Annotated in this window: 8 protein-coding genes; all 8 read right to left on the reverse strand. The window is 69.3% G+C overall.

The genetic code is table 11. The features are described from left to right. Positions 1-29: 29 nt before the first annotated feature. Entirely contained in the window at positions 30-1,421 is a 1,392-nt protein-coding gene (locus MB1_RS12030) for a cupin domain-containing protein (RefSeq protein ID WP_066907167.1), read from the reverse strand. Continuing rightward, positions 1,418-8,230, reverse strand: a complete 6,813-nt coding sequence (locus MB1_RS12035; protein WP_157084029.1) for a non-ribosomal peptide synthetase — start codon at positions 8,228-8,230, stop codon at positions 1,418-1,420. Before MB1_RS12035 ends, MB1_RS12030 begins: the two co-directional genes overlap by 4 nt. A 66-nt stretch (positions 8,231-8,296) precedes the next feature. Then, on the reverse strand, positions 8,297-9,106 hold the full coding sequence (locus tag MB1_RS12040; RefSeq protein WP_066907171.1) for an ABC transporter permease: 810 nt from the start codon (positions 9,104-9,106) through the stop codon (positions 8,297-8,299). Beyond that, positions 9,103-9,870 carry an ABC transporter permease gene (locus tag MB1_RS12045; RefSeq protein WP_066907173.1) on the reverse strand — a complete coding sequence of 256 codons (768 nt, stop codon included), beginning with the start codon at positions 9,868-9,870 and terminating at the stop codon, positions 9,103-9,105. Before MB1_RS12045 ends, MB1_RS12040 begins: the two co-directional genes overlap by 4 nt. After that, positions 9,867-10,787, reverse strand: a complete 921-nt coding sequence (locus MB1_RS12050) for an ATP-binding cassette domain-containing protein (RefSeq protein WP_281190019.1) — start codon at positions 10,785-10,787, stop codon at positions 9,867-9,869. The genes MB1_RS12045 and MB1_RS12050 overlap by 4 nt, the downstream gene beginning before the upstream one ends. A gap of 73 nt (positions 10,788-10,860) precedes the next feature. Further along, on the reverse strand, positions 10,861-17,226 hold the full coding sequence (locus MB1_RS12055; protein ID WP_066907175.1) for an SDR family NAD(P)-dependent oxidoreductase: 6,366 nt from the start codon (positions 17,224-17,226) through the stop codon (positions 10,861-10,863). Beyond that, positions 17,219-22,345 carry a type I polyketide synthase gene (locus MB1_RS12060; RefSeq protein ID WP_066907176.1) on the reverse strand — a complete coding sequence of 1,709 codons (5,127 nt, stop codon included), beginning with the start codon at positions 22,343-22,345 and terminating at the stop codon, positions 17,219-17,221. Before MB1_RS12060 ends, MB1_RS12055 begins: the two co-directional genes overlap by 8 nt. Further along, positions 22,342-26,673 carry a type I polyketide synthase gene (locus MB1_RS12065; RefSeq protein WP_084351611.1) on the reverse strand — a complete coding sequence of 1,444 codons (4,332 nt, stop codon included), beginning with the start codon at positions 26,671-26,673 and terminating at the stop codon, positions 22,342-22,344. Before MB1_RS12065 ends, MB1_RS12060 begins: the two co-directional genes overlap by 4 nt. Positions 26,674-26,722 lie beyond the last annotated feature (49 nt).

The raw sequence follows: 26,722 nt of genomic DNA on the forward strand, positions 1-26,722 counted from the left end.
ATCATGAGGCTGTGCTGTGGCGGGCATGGTCAGACGGAGGCCAGCAGTTCGTCGGTGATCACCGGCTGGTGATAGGTGCAGCTACCGGTCAACACCACCGAGCCGTGCAGTCGGAAGGACGGGATGAGCACCTTGTCGCCCTCGTTCATCGGGATCAGCACGCCGGGGCTGTTCCAGAAGTGCATCTGCCCCTTTTCGATCACCACGAGCCGAGTGTCGTTGTGTACGTGCGTCGTCGAGGTTTCCTCGCAGGACTCGACGAAGGTCTCCAGGTCGACCTCGATGCCCTCGCTCTCGATGCGGTGGTAGAGCTTCTCGGCCTTGTCCATATGTTCCTCGAGCGCATCGGCCCATGCCAATTGGACGGAGAGGTCCTCGTCCCACGCGTCGAAGTTCGCGGCGGCATTGGTCAGACCGCGCAGGACTCCGGCGACGAATACCGGCCCGCGCACCGATGCCAGCGGAGCCACCAACGCGTCGACGACCCGGTCGACATCATCATGGCCGAACCCGGTCCCCGTCTCCGCGGCCGCCCCGATGCCGTAGACGCTGTCGTGCAGACCGGACAGCTGCTCCGATTGCGCCCCGTCCGTGGCACTTTCGTGTAGCACGGCCCCGATGAACTCACCGAATCTGCGTCCGTCCCGGGCGGTGAATTCGAGATAGTGGGCCCGCTGCATCGACGTCGCCAGAAAGAACTGCCAGTAGGCGGTGGTCTGCGGGTTGAGCGAGGCCGCTTCGAGCCGGCTCACCAGTCGCTGCGCCTGTTGCCGCGACTGGAGGTGTTCGGTGTACAGGTGCTCGTCGGTCGCGGGTGCGACCACCGGGTACTCGGAGATCGCCGCGCGGGCGAGCGAGCGCTGCCGGGCGGGCAGGATCGCGGTGAGTTGGGCCAGCAGGAAGCCGGCGGCCTTCGACGCGTCGCGCGCATCGAGCGCGGCCTGCAGCGCGAGGCTTCCGGTCCGTCGTCGATCGATCAGATCGTGCAGGCTCCGGGTGATCTCGTCGATCGTCGCCGAGCCGGTATCGATGTCGGTATCGATCAGGCCGAAGAGGTGGTCGGTCAGGACCGGCTCCGCGGCGGCGGCGAGCACACGATTGCGCGGTGCATAGAGTTCGGCGCGGTCGCGCTCCGATTCCGGCGAATCCTCCCGGGCGAACAGGATCGTCGAGGTGTCGTAGGCGGTGCGCAGCATGCGGTGCCCGATCAGCATGCTCAGGCCGAACCTCCGATTCTGTCGGACCGGCCGCGCGAAGTTCAGGAACTCCAGATCGTGCGGCCGAACCGGGCGGCGGAAGGGGTTGTCCTCGTTGACCAGTTCCGTACTGGTCGCGTTCCGATAGGGGTATGCCGACACATATTCGGCCAGCAGCGCATTCGGATCCGAGTAATCGATGGTGAGGTCCGGGCGATCAGTCATTTCTTTTCTCTCTCTTCGATGGCCTTGTGTACTTCTTCATCACTCATCGCGGCGACCATCACGTAGAGTTCCGCGATGCGGTGGGTGGAATCCGAGCGCTCCGCGAGGGTCTCGGCGAGACCGGACGCGGTGCGCACCGTCAGGACGTCCGGGATGGCGACGGCGACGTCGGTGAATACCTTGCGCAGGGCTACGACCACGCGGTTCGCGGTCAGGGAGTTTCCGCCCAGGTCGAAGAAGTCCTCTCCGGGGCCGACGTCCGGCCGGTCGAGGGCATCGGCGAAGATCATCGCGACCGCCTGCACCAGGGGCCCGTTCGATACCGATTGCGCACCACGCGGCCGATCGATCCGGGCGCGTTCCGCCAACAGACGCCGGTCGACCTTTCCGTTGGGCGTCAGCGGGAAGCTCTCGACGACATCGATTCGTTCCGGCAGCAGACTTCGCCCCAGCACCCCGAGCAGGTCGCTCCGCAGAATGTCCGGATCCAATGCGCCGGTATCGGTTTCGGCAGTCACATATGCCGCCGTCCCGCGATACCCGGGCTGGGTGTCGTGCCGGATACCGACGACGACGGCTTCCCGGACCCCCGGTGTGGAGATCAGCGCTCGCTCGATCTCGCCGGCCTCGATCCGGTGGCCGCGCACCTTGATCTGGTTGTCGCTTCGCCCGCGGAACTCCAGCCATGATCCGCCGGAGCCGGACGGGACGAACCGTCCGAGATCACCGGTACGGTAGCGGCGCTCGCCGTCCGGTCCGAGATCGAAAGCAGCCGCGGTGCGTTCGGGATCGCGCCAGTAGCCCAGTCCGAGATTCGCGCCCGCGCAGTACATCGACCCGGTCACCCAATCGGGGCACTGCGCACCCATCTCGTCGAGCACGGTGTAGGTGTTCGCGGCGGTCGGCCGACCGTAGGGCACGGTGGGCGCGTCCGCGGGCAGATCCCGGCAGCGATGCAGGATATTCCACACCGTGGTTTCCGTCGGGCCACCGATCGACACGATGTCGGCGGCCGGTGCGATCCGACGGATCCGTTCGACCAAGGGGACCGGGAACCAATCGCCACCCAGAATCACCAGACGCAGCCCGGGCGCCCGGAAGGATTCGGGTGCGGCATCCAGCAGCATCTGCATCATCGGGGGAACCGTCATCCACACGGTGACGTCCGCTTCCCGAACGATCCGCACCCAGTCATCCGGGGACGCATGGTCCGCCACGGGCGGCACGACCACCCGCGCTCCGAGCGCGGGGCCGGCGACGACCGGGAAGACACTGAGATCGTGATGCAGCGCGGTCACCATCAGCACCCGGTCGTCGGGCCGCAGCAGGTCGTCCTGCTCGACCGTGGCGACATAGTGCGACAGGGCATCGTGTCCCACCACCGCACCCTTGGGTATCCCGGTCGACCCGGACGTCATGATCACGTAGGCCGGGGTGTCGGTGGGCGCCGGGGGCGTCGGGTGGCGCGCATCCGGCGGGGCGTCGACCGGTCGGTCGATGTCGATGGGCAGTGCGCCGATCGCGCGTACCTGTTCGGCACGGTCACCGGTGGTGATCACCGTCGTGATGCCGGTCTGCCGCACGATGGCGGCCAGCCGCGGCGGCGGAAGGTCGCGATCCAGCGGCAGATAGACCCGTGCGGCGGACAGAGCCGCCTGTACCGCGACCACCTGACGGTGTCCGGGATCGAGCAGGATCCCGACCGGCCGATCGTCCCCGACCTCGGCAAGTGCCAGCCATCCCGCGATATCGCATGCGCGTCGGTGCAATTCGGCAAAGGTCAGGGCGCCTGCCGCATCGACCACGGCGATATCGTCCGGCCGGACGGCGGCCTGGTGCGCGAGCATCGCGGATACCGGCCGGGCGGGTACGGCGAGCGCGGGGCCGATACCCGCCCCGTTCCGGGATCCGCAGGTCGGCGGCAGGATATCCGGATGCCGGGCGTCCCAGTGGTCGCCCGCGACGAGGCCGTCGACCAGTCGGACGAAGGCGGCGAACATATCGGAGACCAGGTCCGGGGGAAACAGTTCGACGACGTAGTCCCAGACCAGCCAAAGCTCTCCGCGGTTCTCGTTGACCTGAAAGTCCAGCCATACCTGCGGGGTCTGGGTGATTCCGCCGATCGGGGTCAGGAATCGTGTCCCGTCGTCTCCCCCGCTGCCCAGGGCGAGCCCACTGGTCATGACCACGGGCATCACCGGCCGGTCGTGTATGCCGGATCGGCGCATGATGTCGCGCAGCACTTCCACGCCCGGGTACCAGGGATGGCTCAGGTCCTCCCAGAGCCGATGTTGAACGGACACCGCCCGTTCGGCGAACGTGTTCCCGGCGGCGCGGTCGATCTCGACCAGGATGACCGAGGACAGCTGTCCGACGATCATGTCGACCTGCGGATGTACCGGCAGCCGCCCCGCATAGGGCAGGTTCACGGTGAAGCTCCGGCGACCGCTCCACCGGCCGATCACCTCGCCGTAGATCGCCAGCAGCAGACCCGACGGACTGAGCCCGCGCCGTGCGGCGGCGGACCGCAACCGCTGCCAGTCACCGCTCGGAAGGTGATACTCCATGCGGTCGAAGGTCGGCTCGGTGACCCGGTTCGGTGGTAGCGCCAACGGCAACTCCGGTGACGGCGCCAGGGTGGTGATGCGGTCCTGCCAGTAGGCCTTCGAGCGGAGATAGCGCTCATCGTCGGACAGAGCGGCGATGCCGCGCACGTAGTCGCGATAGGTCAGCTCCAACTCCGGTAGCTCGCAGCCCGGATCATTATGCAGCGCCTCGAGTTCCGCGACCATGATCGCCCAGCTGCGGTGGTCGTAGAGCAACGCGTCGATGCTGAGGTGGATATGGACGCGATCATCGGTCAGGCGGGTGACCGCCACCTCGTAGAGCGGCCAGTGCATCGGATCGCGTTGTTCCGCGCCGAGGCGCGCGTGCAGCAGATCGTGCGCCGCGGCCACCTCGGTGTCGTCCCGACCGCGAAGATCGATCACCTCGATGTCGAAGTGTGGAACGGTCTCGAGGATCCGCTGCTGATTGCGTTCGAGGGATACGACCCCGCGCAGCACGTCGTGCCGGCGGATCAGGAGATTCCACGCCTCGACGAACCGATCGATATCGATGCCGACGCCTTCGAATTCGACGTAGGCGTGCGCCGCGCCGGCGCCGAGTTCGAAGTCGTCGAGCCGGCCCACGGCGTAGGCCTGCTGCTGCGGGGTCAGATCGAACCAGTCGTGGCGGCCGGAGGCGTCCGGTCCGACCCGCAGGTCGTCGGCGATCCCGAGATCGCCCCCTTCCAGACGCCGTTGCCGCAGCACGCCGGCGAGTTCGGCCGGCGTGCGATGGGCGAAGATATCCCGCAGGTCGATCGTGACCGCCAGGCGGGATCGGACCGCGGCGACGATGCGCGCGGCGACGAGCGAGTTGCCGCCGGATCGGAAGAAGTCGTCCCGCAACCCCATTCGTTCGACCCCGAGCGATTCGGCGATGATCGCGGAGACCTCGACGGCCAAGCCGTCCGATGCGGTCGCCGGATCGGTTGCGGAGCTTCCCTTCCGATGCAGCTCCACCGCACGCGTCTCGAGGTCCCGGCGGTCGACCTTGCCGTTGACCGTCAGGGGAAGCCGATCGAGCGTCGTGACCACCGTCGGCCGCGCATGTCGGGGCAACCGGTCGTCACAGGCGGCATACACCTCGTCGACGACCGTCTCCGGCTCCGCGTCGGCCGAGATCGTCAGGAAGAGCGCGACATCGCCGTAGCCCGGTCCGGTCGACGCCGGGATCCCGACGGCAACCGCGGCCCGCACCTGTGCGTGGCCGGCGGCGCACGCCTCGATCTCGCCGGGTTCGAGCCGATGTCCGCGAATCTTGATCTGCTGGTCGACGCGACCGAGGAATTCGATGTCTCCGTTCGGCCCCATACGACCGCGATCCCCGGTGCGGTAGAGACGCCTTCCGGTGGTCGGGTCGACGACGAAGGCGCGTTCGCCGGCCGCCTCGTCGCGGAAGTACCCGGCCGCGACGCCGACTCCGGAACAGCAGAGCTCGCCGCCGACACCGTCCGGGCACGGCCGCAGCCGGGCATCGAGAATGTGGTAGCCGCAGTTGGCGATCGGCCGCCCGTAGGAGACGGAACGGGCGTCGGCGGGGAGGTCGCCGACGCGGTGCTGGATATTCCACAGCGTGGTCTCGGTCGGACCACCCACCGACACCACCTCGAGGTGGGGCGCGCGTACCGCCAGGTCGCGCACCAACGGCACCGGTATCCAGTCGCCGCCCAGGAAGGCCAGCCGCAGCGACGCGAGGTCGGTATCGGTCGCGGCGGTGCAGAGCATCTCCATGGCGGCCGGCACCGAATTCCACAGGGTGACCCCGTGTCGCCGGATCGTGCGGGACCACCGTCGTGGATCGGCATCGCCGTCCGACCCGTCCAGCACGACGGACCCTCCCGCGCCGAGCACGCCCAGGCTGTCGAACAATGCCATGTCGTGGTGGTTCCGAGTGACCGCCAACACCCGATCCGCCGGGCCGATGTCGAAGGCGTCGATCGTGTGGTGAATCGCGTTCGCCAGGCCGGCGCGGGTGATCTCCACACCCTTGGGTATGCCGGTGGAGCCGGAGGTGAAGATGATCGCCGCGAGAGCGGGCACCCGTTCCGGTACCGCGAGCTCGACGAGATCGGTCGAATCGATCGGCGGCGGTAGGGCATCGAGCGTCAGCCCCGCCTCGATCGACGTCGATACCGCGTCGACCACGATGATCGATGCCGGTTGGCACCTGTCGACCAGGTCGGCCAGGCGCTCGTCGGGATCGACCGGATCGACCGGTATGTACACCGCGCCGAGGCTGAGCAGCGCCACCTGCACGCTCAGCGCGCGGGGCTGGTGTCCCGCGGCGACCACCACGCGGTCACCGACGCCGACACCGGTCCGGGCCAGCTCGGCGGCGATCGCCGCGGCGTCGACGCCGAGGTGCCGATAGGAGACCGCTCCGCCCGGGTGCAGGATCGCCGGGTGGTCCGGCTGTTCGATGATCCGGCGGCGGATATCGGTCAGCACATCGGACGACGGAAATCGTGTGGCCGGCCCGAAGATCCCGCCGGCGGTCATCGCGTGGTCGTTCGGCAATTCGATCGGGTCGGCGGCGTCCCAGCGCTCGTTCCGCGCCAGGGCGGTCACCAGCTCTTCCAGGGTGGCGAACATGTCGGCCACCATTCGAGGGTCGAACAGCTCGCGGACGTGATCCCAGCCGATCACCAGGCAGCCGTCGCGCTCCTCGACCTGGCAGTCCAGCCAGGTCTGTGGCGTCTGGGAGATGCGGTAGGTCTGTGCCCCCGCACCGCCGAGGAAGGCCGTGGGGGCATCCGACGGTCCCGGCAGCGCGGACAGTCCGTTGAACACCACCGGAGCGATGGCACCGTCGAATCCGCGCTCGCGCAGGATATGCCGAACGACCTCGATGCCGTCCACCCGAGCGTGGGCGAGGTCCTCCCAGAGGCGGCAACCGAGCCGCTCCGCCCGGGCGCCGAAGCTCTCCGCACCGCGCTGGTCCACCTCGACCAGCAGGAAGCCGGCAAATTCGCCGACCAGCCGATCGACATCGGGATGAACCGGCAGCCGGTTGAGCGATGGCAGGTTCACCAGGAAGTGCTCACTGCCGCTCCAGCGCCCGAGTACCTCGGTATAGGCGGCCAGGACCACCGCGGGGACCGTCAGCCCGCGTTCCCGTGCGACCGCGGTCAGCCGGCGGGTGGTCTCGGGTGACAGACGGGTCTCGCGGCGCACGAAGGTGGGGACCTCGATCGATGCGGGCGCCGCCGCCAACGGCAGCTCCGGCGGCCCGGGCAGGCTCGCCGCCCGCTCCCGCCAATACCGGCGACTCGCCACCACCGCAGGTTCGTCGGCGCTCGCCCGCACCAGTTCGAGGTAGTCGGCGAAGGTCAGCTCCGCACGCGGCAGGGCGGCGTCGAGGTCGACGTAGCGGATCGACAACTCCCCCAACAGGATCTGCAGGCTCTGATAGTCGCAGACCAACGCGTCGATGCTCAGGTGCAGCCGGAAGCGATCCCCGGTGCGCAAGGAGATCACCCACGCGAAGAGGGGCCACCGGTCGGCCTGTCGAACCTCGGCGGACAGTTCGGCGCGAATCGAGCGCAGGACCTCGCCGTCCTGCTCGACGGTCCGATCGCGCAGATCGACCACCCGCGGTCGGTAGGGCAGCGGGCCGTCGAGCACCCTCGCCCGCATCGCCCGCACATCGATGATGGTGCGCAACTGATCGTGGCGGGCGATCAGGCCGTTCCAGGCCTCGACGAAACGTTCGACATCCAGGCCACGACCATCGAATTCGAGATAGCCGTGCGTGGAGACATTGCCCAGCTCGAGGTCGGCGCCGCGGCCGGCGCAAAAGGCCTGCTGCAGCAACGTCAGACCGAACCACTGCTCACCCTCGGGCGCCGGCGGATCGGCGGTGGTACCGCGCTCGCCCGCAGCACCCTCGACCCCGTCCACCCCGTCGACACCGTCCACCCCGTCGACACCGTCGGCCCCGTCACCACTGTCGGTCGTCGGCGACGCGGCTCCCGCCGCGACGATCGCGCAGATCTCGGTGATCGTCGGGTTCTCGGTGAACACGGTCGGAGCGATCCGTATCCCGTACTCCCGCTCGATTCGCCCGACCAGCTGCATCACCACCAACGAGCCCAGACCAAGGTCGAGCAGCCCGTCCCCGACGGTCCACTCGATGTCGAGGGCGTCGAGCAGGTGCGCGATGTGCTCGTCGATCCGATCCGGCACGCCCATCTCGATTGTCACCAGGCAGCTTCCTTCCCCGTCGGTGGCCGGACTCCGTTCGTGCCCGCCCGCATGCGCCGCGATCGCTCAGGATCGGCGCGAACTCATCAGCCGAATACCGATGCCGCCCACGACAACCGTCAGCGCCCCGAACCACACCAGGGCCGGAACGACCTCCGCGGCGCCCGCCTGCCCCTGCGAGAGCGCATCGAGGGCGTTGACCGCCACCGATACCGGCAACAGGTCGACCACCGGTTGCAGGGCATCGGGAAACGCCTCCAGTGGCACCATCCCGGTGTTCAGGAACAGCAGCACGACGTACAACGCCTCGAATCCCTGCGCCTGCGCGACGTTCTTGCTCGCCGCTCCGATCGTCAGCCCGATGGCGGTGAATCCCAGGGTGATCACCACCAGCATCGCCAGCCAGCCGGGTACGACCTCCGGGCCGGCGAAGCGGAAGCCGAACAGATACGCCACCACCACCACAACCGTGGCGGACAGTCCCATGCGCACCAGTTCCGCCCAGGCCCGGCCGAGGATGTCTCCGCCGCGCCGGATGGGCATCGAATCGAATCGCCGCAGGATGCCCGCCTCCCGTTCGACGATCAGCGACTGACCGGCGGCGAGCGCACCGAACATGGCGGGGCAGACCAACATCAATGCCGTCAGAGCCGAGATATGGTCCGTACCGGAGGCGAATTCGATCGAGTCGCCGAAGATGGTTCGGAACATGACGAACAGGACGACGGGAAACAGGAACGTCTGCACCAGGATCGGCGGATAGTAGCGCCACCGGCGCAACAGCCGACCGGCCTGCAGCAACGATTGTCCGAGCAGCGTCGGCGGGCGCCAGGCCTCCACCGATTCGTCCCGCGTCGGCGCGTCGATCGTGGTCATCGCCCCCTCCTGAGGGTCAGTCCGGATACCGCGAGAGCAACCACCGCGAGTCCGATCAGCCAGGCGAACGCCGTCGTTACCGACGACCCGGCTGTGCCGGCCGCCAGATCCCGGAGGGCGTCGATGATCCGGGACACCGGTTGATGTTCGACGAACCAGGAGACCGCCGAGGGAAACCTTTCGGCGGGAACGAGTCCGGTCGACATCAGCGAGAAGATGAGCATCGGCAGCGTCAGGACCGGGGACACCGCGTCCGGTGAGCCGAGCAGCAGCGCCACCGCGTCGAACAGGGTGTAGATCACCGCCGCCGTGAACAGGGCGATGATCAGGAACAGCGCCGTGTCGATCGGGTCGCCGCGCAGTCGGAAGCCGAACGCGTAGGCCACGCCCAACAGCACCGCGATCGCGGGCACCGCGTGAGCCAGTTGGATGATCGTCCGGCCGAGCGCCGGAGCCAGCGCATATACCGGCAAGGACTCGATCCGGCGGAGCATTCCGCTCGAGGCGTCCTGGGCGACCCGGGTCGCGGCGTTGATGCCCAGGAACATCAGCACCTGGACCAGCACCCACACCGGCAGGAACTGCACATAATCGATGCCCTGGGCATCCATGATCTTGCGTTGTGTCACCAGGAAGCCGGCCAGAAAGACCGTCGGCGCGGCAACGGCGATGCCGATCGATTCCCCGATCATGGCGCGCGCCTTGATCGCCTCGCGCACGGTGAAGACCCCGGTCTGCCGCATCAGTTCGGCCGTGGCGCTCATGTGGTTGTCTCCGCGGGGTCTCCGGTCAGCTTCAGGAAGACCTCGTCGAGGGTCGGCCGGCGCAGTCCGATATCGGAGACCTCGATCGCCGCCTCCCGCAGACGCGCTCCGACCGCCGCGAGCGTGTCCAGTCCGTGCGGGGCGGGTATCCGAATCACACCGGTCTCGGAGACCGTGGCACCGAATTCCTCGAGCAACCGGCCCGCCTCGTCGACCGCCGCCGGATCGGCCACGGTGACCACGCACAGGGGCTTGCCGACACGATCCTTGAGCTGATCGGCGGTGCCGTCCGCGATGACCCGTCCGCCGTCGATCAGCACGATGCGGTCGGTCAGCTGGTCGGCCTCCTCCAGATACTGCGTGGTCAGCAGCACGGTCACACCGCGATCCCGCAGGGCGCGTACCTGTTGCCACACCATATTTCGGCTCCCGGCATCCAGGCCGGTCGTCGGTTCGTCGAGGAAGATGACCTCCGGGTTGCCGATCAAGCCGACCGCCAGATCGAGCCGCCGACGCATGCCGCCGGAGTACTTCTTCACCTGCCGGTCACCGGCTTCGGTCAGACCGAACTCGGCCAGCAGGTCGACCGCTCGCTGTTTGGCGGCGGATTTGGGTGCGCCCAGCATCCTGGCGATCAGCTCGATGTTCTGCCGTCCGGTCAACTCCTCGTCGAGGGACGCGTACTGTCCGGTCAACGCGATCACCGAACGCACCTTCGCCCCGTCGGTGACCACGTCGTGGCCGGCGACGGTCGCGGTCCCGGAGTCCGGGCGCAGCAGCGTCGACAGAATGTTGATCGTTGTGGTCTTGCCCGACCCGTTGCGGCCGAGCAATCCGAGCACCTCTCCTCGGCGGACCTCGAACTGCAGTCCGTCCAATGCCGCGACATCACCGAATCGCTTCACCAGTGCGCGCACTTCGATTACCGGATCTCGTGTGGTCGACACGTACACCCTCTCCCCTTCACGTTGGTCTCGTCATCACGATCGATCAGCGCCCGGTCCGGGCTTTTTTCCGGGCTTCGGCCCGAGCGTGTCCCCGATGTCGACCGGTACCGGCGGCCGGTCCGGTGGGCGCGGCGGCGAGGTGCTCGGCCGGCGCCGATTCGGCTGCCCCCGACGCGGCTGCGGCGTGCAGCGCGCCCGCCAATCGCGCCACGGTCGGCCGGCGGAACAACTCGACCAGCGGCAGCTCGAACCCCTCTTCGCGCAGGGCATGTTGGACCGCAACCAAAGTCAGCGAGGTGCCACCGAGTTCGAAGAACGAACTCGTCGACGTCGGCACCTCGCAGCCGAGGACCTCCGACCACACCCGAGCGACGAGGCTCTCCCATTGCCCCACCGGGGCACCGCCCGCGCGAGGGGCTGCTCCGCTGCCGGCCAGCAGGTCCCGATCGATGGAACCGGCCGTCCCGGGCAATGATTCGTGCTCGACCACGGCCTGCGGGCATTCGTGTCCATACCCGTCGACCGGCACCGGCGGTGTCGGCGAACCGGCGGTTCGCGCCGCACGGTGGGCGACGAGGCGATGGAAGGGCGCGGCGGGCGCATCGATATCGCCGGTGAACCGCGGGGCGCTCGGATCGATGGCGACCAGCTGTTGGGGCGCCGGATCGGCCAGCGCGGCACAGAGTGTCGCCCAGCATGTTTCGGCATCCATGAGGAGGTAGCCGTGCGAGGTCGTCGCCTCGGCGGTGATCGTCGTGCGGGAACTCATCCCGACGCCGTCGACCCGACTCAACGCCACGCTGACGCAGCGGTCGGCGCCGAGTTCCCGGTTGAGTCGCGCCGTCGCCCGATCCGCCCAGGCACACGCGGCGGCATAGCCGGCGGCCGGAGGTGAGCCGAAGTGGCCGCTCACCGAGGAGGCCACGGCCAACCAGGCATCCCGGTGGCGCACCATCAGCGCCCGGGCGACCGCCAGAGTCTGCATGCGCGTCTCGATCGGCTCGATCACGTCGGCATCCGCGAGCTCCGATACCGGACCTTCCCGATAGACGCCGGCCAGATCGAAAACCCCCACCAGCGTTCGTCCCACTCGGCGGCCGAACGCGTCGATCCGATCCTGCAGATCCTCGATATCCGATGCGACGCTCCAGTAGCGCAACCGATCCGACGGGATCGCCCCATCGGCGTCGGGCTCCGGGCGGCGACCGATGACGACCACCGCCGCATCGTGATGATCGAGCAGTCGTCGGGTGATCAGCGATCCGATCCCGCCGGCGCCACCGATCAGTACGTACATGCCCCCAGTGATCAGCGACCGGGCCACACCGTCCGGCTCCGCGCGGTGGCCGAGGCGGGGCAGATAACGCCGCCCGCCGCGGTAGGCCACCCGCCGCTCGCCGTCGGCGCGATCGAGTTCGCCGAGCACCGCGACCGTATCGGCCGGGTCGAGATCGACACTGCGGGCCGACAGACCACGCACCGCCCGGTGCACCGAGGCAACGTATCCGGGAACCGCCCATCCGCCGGGCTCGATCGAGTCCTCCGGGCGGACCTCCTCGGCCCCGAAAGTCAGCACCACGAGCCGGATATCGACGTCGACCTCCGCTCGATCGACGGCGGCGGCGATGGCCCGGACCAGGGTGTGCACCTCGAGCACGGCGGACCGGTCGTCGTCGACACCGGGCCTCAGACAGATGATCAGGCGTCGATCGGCGCCGGCGGTGATCGCATCCGAGATGATCGCCGGGTCCGGATCGACCTCGGCGGCCGGGATATACGGAACGGCGCGATCGCCGAGTGCCGAAGCGACCCGATCGAGGCCCCCGCCGATCAGCAGCACCGGCGTCCGAGGATCGACCGAGTCGCCGGCGGACCGACCGCGCACCCAGGTGACACCGTAGAACCATCCGGGTAGGCGGTCCGCACCGCTGCCGGTCAACCGGTCCATTCGGGCGATCGTCGCGTCGAACTCCCCGGCCGCGAGCCGATCCCGGAGGTGGGCGCGTTGGACCTTGTGCAGAATGCTCTTGGGAATCTCGCCGAATGCCAGCGGAATGACGAACCTCGGCTGCAGCCCGCACTGGATCGACAGGGTCGACCGGATACCCGCGGCCAGCGCGATCGACTGCTCGTCGTCCGCAGCCACCGAGTCGGGCACCGACACGAAGACCGCCACAACCTCGGCCGCCGTCGATCCGGGACGGACGGCGGTCACCGCGACCTCACCGCGGGTGACCCCGGGGACGCCGGCGACCACCGACTCCATCTCACTGCAATGGAAGTTGGCGCCGTTGACGACGATCTCGTCCTTCAACCGCCCGATGACGACCAGCTCGCCGTCGAGGACCATCGCCGAATCACCGGTATCGAGCCACCCGTCGGCATCGAAGGCCTCGGCATTGCGCTCCGGATCGGCATGGTAGCCGGCCGTCACATTGGTCCCACGCACCTCCAGGCGGCCGACCTCGCCCTCGGTGAGGACCGCGTTGTCCGCCCCCGTCACGCGAACGGCGGCGCCGGGGATGGGCCGCCCCACCCGAGCGAAGACACCCGACTCCGGGTGGGCGTGGGTCGCATACGTCATCCCCGTGGATGTTTCGGCCATTCCCCAGGCGGGGGTCACGGCGGCCGCCGCCAACCCGTACGGCGCGACGGCTCGGACGAAGTCCGCCATCGTCGAGGTCAGGACCTCCTCCCCGCCGCACAACAGCGACCGCACACATCCCAGGTCCCACTCCGGTTGGCGGCCGCCCTCCCGCAACGCTCCGGCGACGAGGCCGAACATGAAGTTGGGCGCCCAGGACGACGCGACGCGATAGGTGTCGATCGCATCGAGCCACCGCAACGGATCGGCGAGGATCACATCGGTCTCGATCAGGGTCTGCTCGACGCCGCGATAGACATCCGCCATATGGAAGAAGCCCAGCCCGGCCAGGTGATCCATGGGCATCCAACACAATCCCGGCGCCTCGGCACCGAGACCGGTGCGGGCCATCGCTCCGACGATCTGGGAGAGCATATTGCGGTGCGAGATGGTGACCGCTTTCGGCGTGCCGGTGCTTCCCGAGGTGAACATGTACAGCGCGATGTCGTCGGGGTTGCGTTGTACGGGGGCCTCGCCCGGCAGCGGGTCGCCGGTCGCCAATGCGGAAGCACCGAGCACATGGGCCGGGGTCTGCCCGAATAGCTGTCGGACCGCGGGTGCGATCGCGTCCGCGACCACGATGCTCGGCCGTCCGAGCAGCTCCCACGCGGAGAGCAATCGGCGGACCGCGACGTGGTCGGGATCGAGTTCGCCCCGAACGGGACCCGCGAAGGCCGCGGGTGGAAAACTCAGTGGGGCCATTGCGGCACCCGCCAAGACGCAGCTCCAGAAGGCCTGCACGAATTGCGGATTCGAGTCCCGCACGACGATCACCGGATCGTCCCGCCGGACCCCGGCCCGTATCAGACCCGCCGCGCCGATGCGCGCCTGCGCCAGCAGCTCCGCGTAGCTGTGCGTGGTCTGCTCACCCCACCGTTCGATATAGCGAATCCCCCCGCGTCCGCGCGCCGCCTTCTCCAGGACCTCCGAGAAAACCGTGGAATCCGGTGTGACGGCGGGGCCACCGTCGATGAAGGCCGGTGCGGTCCGCGCGGAGATCGGCTCCTGCTCGTCCCGGTCGGCCACGGCCGGAATACGTCGATATCCGAGGTCGGGCGACCGAGGCTCGAGCAGTACGGCGACGTCGGCCGTTTGCCGACCGGCGTTCCACGCCTGCTCCCAGGCCTCGGCGGCGCGGCGACCCACCACCGGCAGCGCGGCGAGCGCCCGAAGGTCCGGCGTTCCCTCGCCGGTCAGCGGGATCCGGTTGACCGGGACGATGTCGTCGGGCACCAGGGGGCCGGGCAGCTCGGCGGCAAGCTTCCGTCGCAGGACGTCGGCGTGCACCGGACCGTCGGGGACGACGTACGCCACGATCCGGCGAGCGCCGGCGGTGTCCGTGCGGGCGACCGCGATGCTGTCGCGCACACCGGGCGCGGTCGCGAGAATCCCCTCGACGGCGGACCCGGGAGCCCACCAACCGCCCCTCTCCAGGTGGGTATCCGGGTCCGGTCGCACGATCGCGAGGCGCCCGTCGGGCAGGAGCCATCCCGAGCGGCCCGCGTCGGTCGTGCCCCCGTCCGCACGCACCCGCACCACTCGTCCGAGGATCTCGGCCGGTACCGGCCGGCCGCGCTCGTCCCGGATGTCGATTCCGGGCGCACCGATCCCCACCAGTACATCCGCGCGGTCGCGGTCGATGTCGCCGGCCAGGAGGTATGCCCCGGTGGACGGATCGCCGATCAGCCGATCGGTGGGCTCGCCGCCGACCTGCCACTCGCCGTCGCCCACGAGCACGCGCAGAATCTCCCACATCGCGTTCGGTATCGATCCCCCGGTTCCCACGGGACCGACCGCCTCGGCAGCCGGCCCGGCCAACCAGCCGACCGTGGCGACGATCGTCGCGGAGTCCACCAGGATCGGGCTACCGACACCTGCGATGAGGAACGTCGAGGCCGGACGCGCCCGGTCCGGCTCCCGATCGGCGGGAGTGAGATCGCCGCCGGCGAGATCCGCAGGGGGCATCGTGATCCGGCGGCACGGCAGTTCGGACGACCACCGATCGTCGCCGAGCACCAGGTCCGGACCGACGCGCCGGAGCTGTTCGTCGAGCCCGGGCGATTCCGGATCGAACAGCACCGGAACTCCGCCGGCGGCATAGGCCGCGAGGACCGCGGCCATCCGGGCCGCGGCCGAACCGGCGACGATCGCGATCCGAGCGGCGGGAAGCGCGACTTCGGCCGTGCGTGCCGCGCACGCCAGGGCATTGCGGTGCAGTTGCGCGCGCGTCACCCGCGTGCCGTCGACATCGCGCAGAACCGTCCGATCGGGGTCGGCCGCGTACTGCTTGCGCCAGCATGTCCAGACATCGATGCCCTCGTCGGCGGCGGGCACCGGCGGAGGGGCCTCGTGCGGCCGCCGATCGGTCGAGACGAAGAGGTCGATGTCGGCGATCGGTCGATCCGGCTCGGCGCACGCCCGCCGCAGCAGCACCACCAGCCGTTCGGCCAGCCGCTCGATCGCGTCCGACCGGTACCGGTCGACATCGTGCACCAACGCCAGGGCGATGCCGTCCCGGGCGTTGTGCCAATGGAATTCGAGATCGAAACGCGTTCGGGTGGCCTCGGTCACCAGCGCTTCGGCGACCAGTCCCGCGGTCACCGGGGTGGGATCGAACGATGTGCCCTGTAGTCCGCAGACGATGTCGGTGAATTCGCCGCCACCGGAGGCGCCGGCCGCCGCCACGATCCGGTCGTAGGGGGTGTCACTGTGCTCCCAGCACCGGTTGCACTCCTCCGCCACCCGCATGCTGAGCTCGGTGAAGCTCTCCGATCCGGTCAGCCGCACCCGGATCGGCAGGGTGTTGACGAACAGCCCGATCAGCGGTTCGATTTCCGGCCGATCCCGCCCGGCGTACAACGTCCCGAAGACCTGATCGGCCGGCCCCGCGGTGCGGAACAACGTGGCCGCGACCGCCGCCATCAGGACCGGCTGCAGGGTCAGCCCCAGCGATCGCCCGAACGCGATGACCCGGTCACTGCTTCGCCGGTCCACCTCGGCGATGTGGCGTGTCCCACGGTCGACGCGACCGATCGCCGCCGTGCGCGCCGGTGCGATCTCCAATGCGCGAGGAGCATCCCGCAGGTAGTCCCGCCAGAAGTCCAGCGATCGCTGCCGTCGCGCCGCGTCGTTCCGGCCGATCAGCCATTCGGCGTAGTCGCCGTACTGGATATCGATCTCCGGCAGGTCGGGAGCTCGGTGGTCGATCCGGGCCCGATAGGACTCGAACAGGTCCCGAGCCAGGACCGGAAGCGACCAGCCGTCCGCGATGATGTGGTGCATCGCGATCGTCAATACCGCTGTTGTGGAGATCTTTTCGAGGGAACCCGCGGGACCGACCGGCGCATCCGGGTCGGGCAGCCGGAACAGCCGAGCCCGGATCAACGGTCCGACGGCGAGATCGTAGGGTGCGGCGCGCAATCGCTCGACGGCACCGTGCAGAGCCTCCGCCGGGATGTCCCGCGGATCGAGGTCCACCGAGACCCGGGTGCCGACCACCTGCAGCAGCTCGCCATCGACCTCGACGAACGTCGTGCGCAAGATCTCGTGTCGGGCAACGACGTCCGCCAGGGCGCCCTGCAATGCCTCCGGAGACAGCGAGCCGATCAGCCGCAGCGACACCACGACGTTGTAGGCCGTGGCGGCCGGATCGAGTTGCGACAGGTACCACATGCGCTGTTGCGCGGGCGTGCAACGGAAGGTCAGCACCTCGTGCGGAGCGGAGTCCGACGAGATCGCGGCGGCGGGCAGCACCTGGTCAGTCACGAGCGGCTCCTTCGGTCGGCGCGGCCTGTTCCCCGGCAGCGGAGCGTCCCGCCGGGACCGCGGCGAGCAGTCGACCGTCCGCGGCGCGCCATACGCGGCGCCCGCGCCGCGGTGACGGTGTGATCGTCTCGGCCGTCTCGGCCGTCAGGGCGGCTGTCGGCGATGTTCGGCGACCGTCGATCAGGGTCGAGAGCTCGCCGACAGTCTTGGCGGCGAATACATCCCGCATGGCCATCGGCACGCCGTATCGCCGGCGAACCCGCGATGCAATCTGCATCACCATCAGTGATTCACCACCGAGGTCGACCAGATCGTCGTGGACGCCGACGCGGTCCAGGCCCAGGACCTCGCGCCAGATCCCCGCGACGACCTCCTCGATCCCACCCCGCGGTGCGACAAATGCGGTGGCCAGGTTCGGTCGGCGGTTGAACAGTTCCGGATGGCCGGCCGTGGCGGTGTTGCCCTGCGACGCTGGGGAATCGGCGTCGTCGGGGGGAGGAACGTAGAGCGTCTCGACGTGCTCGTCGGGCAACCGTCCACGTCCGTCCCCGCCGATCACATGCGTCCAGAGGCTGTGGCCGGCCCGGTTGCCGGCGGCGCAGCCGCGCGAGATCGTCGCGGCTCGACGGGCGAACCGGGGCACCGCCGTCCCGTCCGCGTCGTCATCCGGAGCCGCGCTGGTGATCACCACTCGTTCGGCCCGCGGGTACCGGCGAGCGATCTGCAGCCACCACTCCTCCCCCAACGGGTCGGGCAGTGCATCGGCGGCGATCCGGACCTCCCCCGACTCGGCGCCGTCGCTACCGCGTTCGCGCCGGGCCAGCACCAGGGTGGTGTCCGCTCGCGCGACGTCGTCGGGCAGATCCGGCAGGGTGGTCACGGTGACCCCGTCGAACTCGGCAAGCAGTCGGCCCCAGCTCTCGGGATCGATCAGCGGCGAGTCGGCGCGAATATCGTCGTCGAAGTACCACCAGCCCTCGTAGAGGCCGGCCACCAGCACGGCGGGACGCGGCATCCGGTAGCCCTCGAGGAGCGCGAAGACGCCGCCCGGGGCCGTCAGCGAGATCGCATTGTCCACCGCGGCACGCAGATTCGGTACGGCGTGGATGACGTTCAACGCCAGTACCAGATCGAAGGAACCGACCGCGTAACCCTGCCGAGCCGGGTCCTCGGCGATGTCGAGAACACCGAATCGCACATCGCCGAAGTCGCCCGCTGCCCGCACTCGGGCCTGCGACTCGACGACGAACGACCGGCCGATATCGGTCACGTGATACTCGACCGGCCCGGCGTTCCGCAGCGCGGCCAGCAGCGGCCAGGTGAGGTGACCGCGGCCGGAACCTATCTCGAGCACCCGCAGCGGCCGATGCGCGGCCGCGGCCAGCGCGCCGACCATGTCGATCAGGATCGGCTGGTAGACGGGCAGGAAGGTGGACGCGAGCTTCCGCTCGACCAACTCGCGCATCCCCGAGACGTGGCCGTCCGGGAACAGCACCTCCTTCTGGTCGACCTGCTCGGCGAAGACGGCCGGGTACCCGGCCGCGATCCGCACCAACAGCTCCACCTCGGCTGCCGCGGCCGGGTCGGCCCGGATGATCCGCGCGGCCGCGTCGCCCGCCGTACCGGCCGGCGACAGATCCCGCAGGAAGCGAATCCGGTCGGCGTCGATCACCAGGTCGCCGTCGGCGGCGAGCAGCCCGAGCAGCGCACCGATGAAGCGATGCCACCGCGGCGCCGCCCCGAGTGCCGCATGGACGTCGTCGAGGCTCAGCACTGTTCCGGTGGCGATGTCGATGCCCGTGGAGCGCAGAAACTCGTGCAGCAGAAGTCGACACAACTCGTCGATCTCCCGCTCGGTCGAACCGGGCCGCTGCGCCGGCAGCGCGGCGATCGCGTCGTTCTCGGCGCTGCGTGCGCGGCCGATCTCCGCGATCAGCCGGTCGTCCGAGAAGGCGGCACCGCGCCCCTCGGGGCGACGTTGCGAGGATGGCCGAATCCGGCACCGCACCCACCGCTGCGAGGGGGTGCGCACGACCGTTGTCTCGGCGGTCGCGATCTCGGCGGCGATGATGTCGGTGATGGTTGCGGCATCGTCGATGCCGTGCAGATCCAGCAGCAGGCATCGGCCGCAGCCCGGCAGGGCGCTCACCGCCGCGACCATCGCCTCGACCGGGTAGGCGTCGTCGGTCGCGAACTCCGCCGCCGTCGGATCGAACAGGCCGGTGCCGGTCACCACGATCGTCGCCGGCTGATCGGGTGTCCCGAGCTGCGCGTGGAGCCGCCCGGCCGCCTCGTCGACGTCGATCGGCCCGGCACCGAGATCGACAACCCGCACGTCATCACCCGGAATGCCGACCGCGCGCGGTACCGCCGCCAGCCGCCAACCACCGCGATAGTCGGTACCGGATTCGGCGGACGTACCCCGGTGCGCGACCCCGGGCTCCACCTCGTCGAGCCAGTACTCGCTGCTCGCAAAGGGGTATCCGGGGACGGACACCCGGTTGCGGACACCGATCGCGTGGGGCAGGTCCCGAACGGACACCCCGAGTTCCCAGCAGGTCGCCAGGGCGCCGAGGATTCCGGGATATCCGGGTGCGGCGGCGGGCTGGGTGGCCACCACGGCGACGGTCTCGGATACGACGGGGTGCTTCGCGATCACCGACGACATCCAGGCGCCCGGACCGACCTCGAGGACCAGGCTCGGCCCGGCGGAGAGCGCGGTCCGCAGGGCGCTATCGAAACGGACCGGTTCGCGAAGATGACGGGACCAGTAGGTGCCGTCGGCGAGGTCCTCGTGCGCGATCCATCGTCCCGTCGAGCAGGAGACGTACGGCAGGGCGGGCGGCTGCGCGGTGATCGTCCCGGTCACCTCGGCCAGACGGCCCAGCTCGGCGTCCAGTAGCCACGAGTGTCCGGCGGCGCGGACCGGAAGGCGGTGGTACTCGATACCGTCCGCATCGAGCGCCGCCTCGAGGGATCTGATGGCCGCCAACGGCCCCGCGACGAGACACCAGTCGGGTGTGTTGACGCCCGCGATGTCCAACCGGTCGCCGCGGGCGGACGGATCGAGGTAGCGATCGATCGCCTCGGGCGCCGCGTGGATCGAGACGGTGGCGCCCGGCGGACTCGCGGCGATCACGTCGCTGCGGCCGAGTACCAGTCGGACCGCGTCCTGTGGGCCGAGGACCCCCGACAGCAACGCCGCCGCGTATTCGCCGGCGCTGTACCCGACCATCGCGGTCGGCGAGACACCGTGCGAGATCAGCGAACGGCCGAGCCCGTACTCGATCGCCAGCAATCCCACACCCGCATCCGGCACGTGCTCGCGACGGCTGAACCCGACCCCGTGGGTGGTGACGTGCTCGAGCAGGTCGACACCCGGCCGGTGGCGCGCGTGGATGCGCGCGCACGCGTCGAACGCCTCCCGGAAGACCGGATCCGCGGCATGGATCTCGCGGATCCCGGCACAATCCTGACCGCCCGTGCCGGGGAAGACGAACACCACCGGCGGTGGTGGCGAATCGACTGTCCGCGAACCGTTGTCGCGGCGACCTCCCCCGGCGGCCGCGACCGATCCGTCGGTGCTCGCGACCAATGCCCTTCGGTGGGTGTGGATTCCGCGGCCCCGGGAGAGCGAGAATGCGAGGTCCGCCAGCTGATCGGGTGTCGAGGCACCCGCACCCAACCGATCGCGGGTCTGCCGCTCCAGGGCCGCGAGAGCGGCGCCGCTGCGCGCCGACAGCGTGATCACCTGGTGCGCACGCCCGCCCCGGGAGTCCCGCGGCTTCGGCGGCGCGGCCACGATGACATGGGCATTGGTGCCGCCGACTCCGAACGAGCTGACACCGGCGATGCGTTCGCCGGCGATCGGCCACGATTCCGCGGCCACGTTGACCCGGAACGGGGAGGAGGAGAAATCGATGATCGGATTCGGTCGCGCGAAGTTCGCGGTCGGCGGGACCGTACCGGACTCCACTGCGAGCACCGTCTTGATGAAGCCGGCGACCCCGGCGGCCGCGTCGGTATGCCCGATATTTCCCTTGACCGCGCCGAGCAGGACCTCGCCGCTCGGCGCAGCCGGGCCACCGAACGCCTCGATCAGCGCCCGCACCTCGATCGGGTCGCCGACCGGGGTCGCCGTCCCGTGCGCCTCGACGAACCCGATCTGCTCGGGCTCCACACCGGCGGCGGTCTGCGCGGCCACGATGACCTCGCGCTGACCGTGACTGCTCGGTGCGGTGAACCCCACCTTGCGGCGCCCGTCGTTGTTGACCGCACTGCCCTTGATCACCGCACGGATCCGGTCGCCGTCGGCGATGGCATCGGACAGCCGTCTCAGCACCACCATCCCGGCACCGTCGGACGGCACCGAACCGTCGGCGTCGGCATCGAAGGGGCGGCATCGTCCGTCGTGGGACATCGGGGCACCGGCGATATAGCGATAGTGCGGTACCGCCGACGGGTCGATACTGACGCCACCGGCCAACGCGATATCGCAGCCGAACGACAGCAGGTCCTGGCAGGCGGTGTGGATCGCCACCAGCGATGTCGAGCACGCGGTACGAATCGTCATCGACGGTCCGGTCAGGCCGAGTTCGTAGGAGATCCGGGTCGCCAATCCGGACTCCAGATTTCCCAGCTGCGCCGCCGGAACGGCCAACCGATCGTCGGCCGACCGCGGGTGGACATGCGACAGCAGATAGCGATTCTGCCCGGACCCCGCGTAGACACCGATGCGCGGATCATCGGCGGACGGGGCGGCCCACGGATCGGCCAGCACACCGGCGGCCTCGAGAGCATGCCAACCGATCTCCAGCAGCTTTCGTTGCTGCGGATCCATGAACGAGGCATCGCGGGCGGAAAACCCGAAGAAGTCCGCGTCGAACTGCCGTGCCCCGTCGATCCGACCGCCCGCGAACACCACATCCGGATCGCCGAGCAGCCGTTCGTCGACCTGCGTCGGGTCCGGCACCGTTCGCGTGATCAGATCCCGCCGATGCAGCAGGTTGTCCCAGAACCGCTCGACGGTCGGGGAACCGGGGAAGATGGCCGCCATGGCGATCACCGCGATCTCGAAATCCGCGCTCTCCGAACGGCTCATCGGATCGGCGGCGGTCATCGCGCAGCCGCCGGGTCGTGGGTGCCGCGCCCGGAGGACGGCGCCATCAGCTGCCGAAGGTATCGACCGACAACGTGCGAATCGATGGGCGGGCAAACGATTGCGTTCCCATCGAGGACGCTTCGGGCACGGGTGCAGTCGAGACGGATCGAGCCCATCTCCGGCGACCGGGCACCGGCGCCGACGATCGTGGCGGCCGCGCGGGTCGCCGTCGACGCACCGGGTTGGACCGCGGAATCGGTCAGGGCGGTCACCCAGTCCTCCCAGGGGATGCCGGCGCATTCGTATCCGAGCTCCCGAGCCGTCGAAAAGACGGCGTCCAGGGTGGTCTCGGTCGGATTCGCGAGATGGAAATCGGCGCCGGCGGGGTCGGGCAAACGGTCGGTCGCCAATGCGATACCGAGGTGGGCGACCGCCGAAGCGACGTAATCGACCGGAACGAAGTTGATCGGTGTCGCCGTGGACCCCGGCGAATCGGCCCGCGGAATCACCCCCAGTTCCAGGCAGGCGGTGACGATGTTCCACATCGCGTCGTCGTAAGCTCCCCTGCCGCTGACGCTGTGTGGGCTGATCCGGTGCGGTCGCACGACGGCCACCGGCAGCCCCCGCTCGCGGGCACGCAGCGCGATCTGCTCGGCGACCCATTTCGACTGCGGGTAGCCCAGTGCCAGCACGTCCTCGGCGGCGAGCCGCCGGCTCTCGACTATCGGTAGTCCGCGCTCGTCGCCCCGCACCACCGCACCCGAGGTCGACATGTGCAGCACCGGTATCGCCCGACCGGTCGTGGCCAGATCGAAGACGTGTCGCGTTCCCGTGACGTTCATCGCGCTCAGGCGGCGGTACGAGGCGGTCACATCCACCCGCGCCGCGTTGTGGACGATCAGGTCGACCTCCGTCAACCCGGCGAACCGCCGATCGGTCAGCCCGAACCCGGGCAGTTCGATGTCACCGGCGACGGCATCGATCCGGTCCGCCCATCGAGGGTCCCGGAGCCGGTACTGCGACATGACCCGCTCGATCCGATCGGCGGCGTCGGCATCGCTGTCCGCCCGCACCGGACAGATGACCCGGTGGACGCCGCGGTCGAGCAGTTCGGCCAGGACGAAGGCACCCACGAACCCGGTCGCTCCGGTGAGCAGCACCCGTTCGACCGCATCGACCGCCGCCGTCGGGGCGCCGGAACCGACCGTGTCGGCAAGTCTTCGAACATCCGCGAGCATCTCGGCCGTCGCGGTGGCCGGCGGCGGCTTGCGCCCGGGCGTCGACGACCGTTCGACGGCTTCGACCGCCCGGGTCATGCCCGACACCGTCGGCTCCGCCATCAGCTCGCCGATCGAGATCTCGATCCCCGATCGTTCGATGAAGGCCCGCAAATTGACCGCCAACAGCGAATGCCCACCCAGATCCTGGAATTCGGCGTCCGACGGAACGTCGGTGATACCGAGGACGTGCTGCCAGGCGTCCACCACCACGCGATGCGCCGGCGATCGAAATCTCCGGCCGCCGTCGGCGTCGCCCCGACCGTCGTCGCCCGTCGATTCCGCCGGTCCCGGCCGAGCTTCCCGCGACACCACCGCCGGCTGCGCGGTGTCGGCCGGCGTCACCCAGTGACGTCGGCCCTGGAAGCAGTAGGTGGGCAGGGAGATCCGACGCGGCGGCGGACCGTCGATCCACTCCGGTCGATCCACGCGCACCCCGCGGGCCCACAGCCGTCCCACGGCCCGGGCCATCCGGGAGGCGTCACCCCCGGAAGCGTCCGCCGGGCCGAGGGTGGTGACCACCCGGCGGCCGAAGCCCCGTCGCGCGGCGATCCCCTGCAGGGTGTTCGACGGACCGATCTCGATCAGCACCGGACACCTCGACTCGATGGCGTCGAAGGCCTCCCGATACCGAACCGGAACCCGGATCTGCCGAGCCCAGTAGTCACCGTCCGGCACCGCGGACGGGTCGAGCCAGTCGCCCGACGCACCGGATACCAGCGCCGCCGCCGGGCTGCGGAACGCGAAGCCCGAGACGCTGCGCCGAAACTCGTCGACAACGTCGTCCATCAGCGGCGAATGCACCGCAACCGTTCCCGGCAGCCGCGTGGCGCGCACCCTGCGCATCCGCAGGTCGTCGACCAGCGCCTCGATCGAGGCGACGCCGCCGGAGACGACGGTCTGATCGTCGGCATTCGCCGCTGCGATCGCGATATCGGTTGCACCCGCACGCGCGATCAGCTCCTCGGCGGTGCGCACATCGCAGGCGATGGCCACCGTCGCACCGGGCGGCGGCTGCGCCATCAGTCGACCGCGAATCGCGGACAGCGCACACCCGGTCTGCCAGGTCATCGACCCGGCGACCGTGGCCGCGACCAGTTCGCCGAGGCTGTGTCCGACAACGGCGGCAGGACGCACGCCCCACTCGGCCAGCAACTCGGTGGTCGCGTACTCGACGACAAAGAGCGCCGGCTGGATGAACCGGGTATCGCTCAGCAGGTCGGTCGCACGGGTCGGGTCGTCGAATACTGCCCGCAGATCGATGCCGAAACGATCGCCGAGCAGTTCGAGACATCCGTCGACGGCGCGCCGGAACACCGGCTCCTCCCGGTAGAGGCCGGCGCCCATCAACGGGTACTGGGCGCCCTGGCCGGGGAAGAGGAAGCCGACCGCGCCACCGTCACGGGAATCGACCGTCGCCGCCTCGTCGAGCGCATCGGCGATATCCGCGGCCGTGCGACCGACGACCACCGAGCGATACCGCAGTTCCCTGCGTCCCACCGCGAGGGTATGACAGACACGGGCGATGTCGACGTCACCGCGGGCGTGCAGCCAATCGACCAGGGCGCTGCGACCCTCCGCCAGGGCCACCGGATCGGCCGCCGACAGGCGCGCCAGCTGCCACCGCGGCGATGACACGGACATCGCCTGCTCCGGCCGGTCGTCCGGCGGGTCGGCGACGATCGCATGCGCATTGGTGCCGCCGATTCCGAAGGAACTGACCGCGGCGAGCCGTCGGGTACCCGGCCGGGGCCACGCGATCGGCTCCGCTGCCACCCGGAATCCGCAGGTGGCGAAGTCGGCGGTCGGGTTCGGTTCCTCGAAGTGAAGGGTCGGCGGAATGCGATCGTGCCGATACGCACCGAGGATGTTGATCAAGCCGACCACACCGGCCGCGGTGTCGGTATGCCCGATGGCGGTCTTGACCGAACCGAGCCAGTGCCCATCGGTGCCGGTGGACTCGAAGGCCTCGGTCAGCGCCTGCACCTCGACCGCGTCGCCCAGCGGTGTCCCGGTGCCGTGTGCCTCGATGTAGTGAATGTCGTCCGGTCGTATATCGGCGATCGCCACGGCCTCCGCGATCACGGCCGCCTGGCCGTCCAGGCTCGGCGCGGTGAAGCTCAGCTTGTCGGCGCCGTCGTTGTTGATCGCCGTACCCAGCAGCACACCGAGGATCTCGTCCCGATCGGCGACCGCGTCGTCGAGCCGCTTGAGCAGCACGAAGGCGGATGCATCGCCGGGTACCGCACCGCCCGCGCGTCGGTCGAAGGCACGGCAGAAACCGTCCGCCGAATTGGTGCCGCCCGGTCGATATCGGTAGCCGGTCTGCGGGAACGAGACGGTCACGCCGCCCGCCACCGCCAGATCGGATTCGCCCGCGAGCAGACTCTGCGCCGCCAGATGGACGGCGACCAAGCCGGAGGAACATCCCGTCCCGACGGTGACCGCGGGCCCCCGCAAATCGAAGTGATACGCCAGACGCGTGGTGAGGAAATCCTTGGTATTGCCGAGCGATACCGACAGAAGCCCAACATCCCTAATTACCTGCGGGTTTCGAGCGACATTGGCCAGTAGGTAGCTGTTGAAACCGGAAGCCGCGAACGATCCGATCGCCCCATCGAATCGGGTCGGATCGTAGCCCGCCGATTCGAACAGTTCCCACACCGTCTCGAGGGCGATCCGCTGCTGCGGATCGACGATATCGGCCTCCGATGCGGCATAGCCGAAGAGATTCGAGTCGAAGCGATCGACATCCGCGAGCAGGAAGCGGCGCCGAACGACGGCCCCCGAAGCGATCTCGTCGGCGGTGAACCCTTCGGCCATGAGCATCTCATCGGTCAATTCCACCGCGGAGTTGCATCCATTTTGAATATTCAACCAGAATTCCGATACCGACCGAGCACCCGGAAATCGACCTGCAGCACCGATGACCGCTATCGCCGGAGCACCACCCAAGACATCCTCACCAACCTCTTGATCGCCGCCACCGGAGGGTGAACGGACAAAAGCTCCCAGCAGCCGAAGTCGACGAAGCAGCCTCGCATCCGCCCTAAATAGGCAGCACCACAAGGCCTTACCGAAATTGACAGCGATACGACGTAGCGGTTGACCCGCGTCC

Origin of the sequence: Millisia brevis NBRC 105863 (assembly GCF_001552615.1) — a bacterium.
GTDB lineage: Bacteria > Actinomycetota > Actinomycetes > Mycobacteriales > Mycobacteriaceae > Millisia > Millisia brevis.